General features: G+C 37.8%; 3 protein-coding genes. All 3 read left to right on the forward strand.

What is annotated here, in order from left to right; genetic code table 11:
• Positions 1-166 precede the first annotated feature (166 nt).
• A complete protein-coding gene (locus AB685_RS28890) occupies positions 167-1,123 on the forward strand; it encodes an SDR family NAD(P)-dependent oxidoreductase (protein WP_047974057.1) in 957 nt (318 codons plus the stop codon).
• Between the two features lie 57 nt (positions 1,124-1,180).
• The gene (locus AB685_RS28895; RefSeq protein WP_047974058.1) at positions 1,181-1,717 is read left to right on the forward strand and encodes a GNAT family protein; all 537 of its coding nucleotides are present in this window, start codon (positions 1,181-1,183) and stop codon (positions 1,715-1,717) included.
• Positions 1,718-2,015: 298 nt separating this feature from the next.
• Positions 2,016-3,032 carry an STAS domain-containing protein gene (locus AB685_RS28900; RefSeq protein WP_047974059.1) on the forward strand — a complete coding sequence of 339 codons (1,017 nt, stop codon included), beginning with the start codon at positions 2,016-2,018 and terminating at the stop codon, positions 3,030-3,032.
• Positions 3,033-3,315 lie beyond the last annotated feature (283 nt).

Raw genomic sequence — 3,315 nt, forward strand, 5'->3', positions numbered from 1 at the left:
TCATAGTCAGGTCGATCATTTTGTGGAAGCGCAAGAGGCTGCTCATGTACATGTCAATTTTATTATCAAAGCACTCACTCATTAAAGCGCTCTAAGTCAATGATCATTGACTTAGAGCAATCTATTTTACTTTAATTGACCAGTCGTTAATAGGGAGGTAATACGGATGGAAAAAGCATTAGTACTCGGGGCATCTGGTGGAATAGGTTATGCATTAGTAGGGGAATTGGTGGCGAGAGGGATTGATGTCATTGCCTTTTCAAGAGGAAAAGCAACACTTGAGAAGCTTTACGAAAATAAATCAAATGTCATAATTCATTCGGGGGATGCACTAGTGAAAGAAGACGTATTGAAGGCTGCTGATGGTGTCGACGTGATCTTTCATGCAGTAAGTTTTCCATATCAGGAGTGGGAGAAGAAACATCTTCAATGTATAGATATTATATTGGAAGTCGCTCAGATAAAACGCGCAAAAGTGGCGCTTATCGATAATATATACGCATATGGTAAACAATCTACTCATGTCACAGAATCAACGAAAAAAAATCCTCACACAAAAAAAGGGAAAATCAGATACGAGATGGAAAAGAGAATGATAAAGAGTGAGGTAGAGACGTTAATTGTCCATATGCCTGATTTATATGGGCCTAATGCGAATAATACCATTCTTCATGAAACGCTAAAAAATGTCGTGCAAAATAAGAAAACAAATTTCGTGGGAGGTCTGAATGTAGCAAGAGAATACCTCTTTACAAGCGATGGTGCAAAAGCGATGGTTGAGTTATCACTTCGCTCAAAAACGTATAATCAAACGTGGAATATTCCCGCCACCTACGCTATTACAGGAAAAGATCTTCTGGCCATCATACGAGAGGAAACGGGCTATCAAAAATCGGTAAGAATCGTTTCAACAAATATGATTCGCTTTATGGGTTTGTTTTCACCCTTCATGAGAGAAATGGTGGAAATGATGTATCTAACAGAACAACCAGTCCTTTTAAGCGGAGAAAAGTATGAAAGTGAAGTAACATTACTACCACGTACTTCATATAAACAAGGAATCCGTGAGACGATTTCTTGGATGAGGTCTGAAAATAAAGCTAATAAGCACAATGAAGGTTGAGAGAGGGAATGGAAAATGGGAGAATCAAGGCCCCTATGATTATAGAAGGAGGTGAACGTGGTGAAGGGTGAGTCTGTGTATTTAAGAACAATCAAAAAAGAAGATCTAGACAGCTTATACGAAGCTGTTCAAGATGAAGAGATAAGGTACATGACCGGCACAAGAAGTGTGTTTTCGATGGAGCAATTATATGAGTATTATCAAAGAATCATGCATGATGAAACACGTTATGATTTTTCTATATGCCTAACAGAGACAGATGAGTTGATTGGAGATTTAGCTATTATGGAAATAGATGAAGAGAATAATAAGGCTGCCTTCCGAATGGCTTTGCATCACACCAATCATTTCAATAAAGGGTACGGCACAGAGGCTCTTCAACTAGCACTGCAATTTGCTTTTGACACGCTTAACTTGAATCGACWACAACTCGAAGTATTTTCACATAACGTTCGAGGCATAAAGGCATACGAAAAAGCAGGATTCAAAACAGAAGGAGTCATAAGAGAATCCCTTTATATCAACAACCACTATTCAGATGAAATCATTATGGGGATGCTGAAGAAAGAGTATGATGCGATAAAAGATACATAGAGATTAGGTTACTTATTTCAATAAAACGTAACCATGTTTAACGTTGTTTTATATTGTATGAAAAACCAGGACGAAACATATCTCGTCCTGATGTGCGTTATACATATTTAAGGGATTCGATTGGGTTGGAGTTTAGATTTAATAGGAGGAGTCAGTGTCAGGCTGGCTTTTTTTATGCTTAGCTTTAGTGGGAAGTGGGTAATAGTACCTTTAGGGAATAAATTTGTCAACTCAGTTGAAAATTCTACTTACAAGTAGATTCATTTGAGGTCTAAAAAATATCGGAGGATGCATCCTTATGGAAACGAAAAAAGAGATTACAGTTGGTGGAGTCGAGTTAAAGTGGGATCTAGAAACAGGCGATGTTCTGTTTGAAAATGGAGATGTTGTCTTCTTCTGGGTCTCGGCGATGAAAACCTTTTTTGATACGATTAAAGAAATTTCAGGGGTAGAAGCAACGAATCTTGTCTTTGAAACGACCGGATTCCGTCAAGGCTTGATCGTTGGCGAAGGATTTCGAGGAATGAAAAATATTAATACAACCAATGTAGTGGAATGGCTATCCAATACGTATGCAACGGCGGGTTGGGGGAAAGTAGAGATTAAAGAAATGGATGTAGAAAATGATACATTCATTCTTTATATTCAAGATGATTGGGAATACAAAATGAATCAATTGGACGATAAGAACACAAAAGGGATCTTTGTTCCATCCCATTATGCAGGGGTTTTATCAGGTCTATTCCGAAAAAACTATTGGTATAGTATCGTTCAGTATCAAGATGAGGACCATCCTCATAGTATCGTGAAGTATTTCCCTTCAGAAGTGAGCATCCAACATAATATCCATGAACTCTCAAGGCGACAGGAAGCAGAGCAAATTGCTCAACTTGAAGATCTAGTGAATGATAAAACACAGGCATTACAGGACCTAGTAAAAGAATTATCTTCTCCCATCATCCCTGTTTTAGAAGACATTATTGTGGTTCCGATGATTGGTGTCTATGATCAGGAGCGTACGGAAGATTTATTAGATAACATCCTCATCCAACTTCCCAAATACCAAGCGAAGTACTTATTGTTAGATTTAACCGGATTAAACGGAAGCATTTGCGAACATACAGCAGCAGCCATTGATAAGTTAGGTTCAGCAGCTAGGTTGCTTGGAACAGAAGTTATTTTAGTCGGAATCTCAGCAGAGCTCGCTTTAACTATTACAAAAACATTAACAAACTTGAAAAATTACGAATGTCTACAATCACTGCAACACGGAATTTATTATGCATTAGGCAGAAGTGGACGAAGAATCGTGTAATAGAGAAAAGACCAAACATGATTAAGTTTGGTCTTTTCTCTATGAAATCGGTTATACATATTTTTTTGCACATTTTAGGATAAAAATGTATTTCATACGAATACTACCTTTTGAGCACAAGTTCCTGCTATAAGACTTACTATAAGCTTGCAGGCAAATAAAAGGAGGTTTTTTGGTGGCTAAAAAAATGGCACTGGTACTCGTAGCATTTGCGATGATCATCTCGTTCTCTGCAAATGTGTTTGCAGCAGAGGAAACAAAGAAGGATATCGTTGATACTGCT

The organism is Bacillus sp. LL01, from assembly GCF_001037965.1.

What these genes read in the sequence shown, in the direction of transcription:
- AB685_RS28900 (WP_047974059.1), top strand. Translation starts at nt 2,016, where the DNA reads ATGGAAACGAAAAAAGAGATTACAGTTGGTGGAGTCGAGTTAAAGTGG.
- AB685_RS28890 (WP_047974057.1), top strand. Translation starts at nt 167, where the DNA reads ATGGAAAAAGCATTAGTACTCGGGGCATCTGGTGGAATAGGTTATGCA.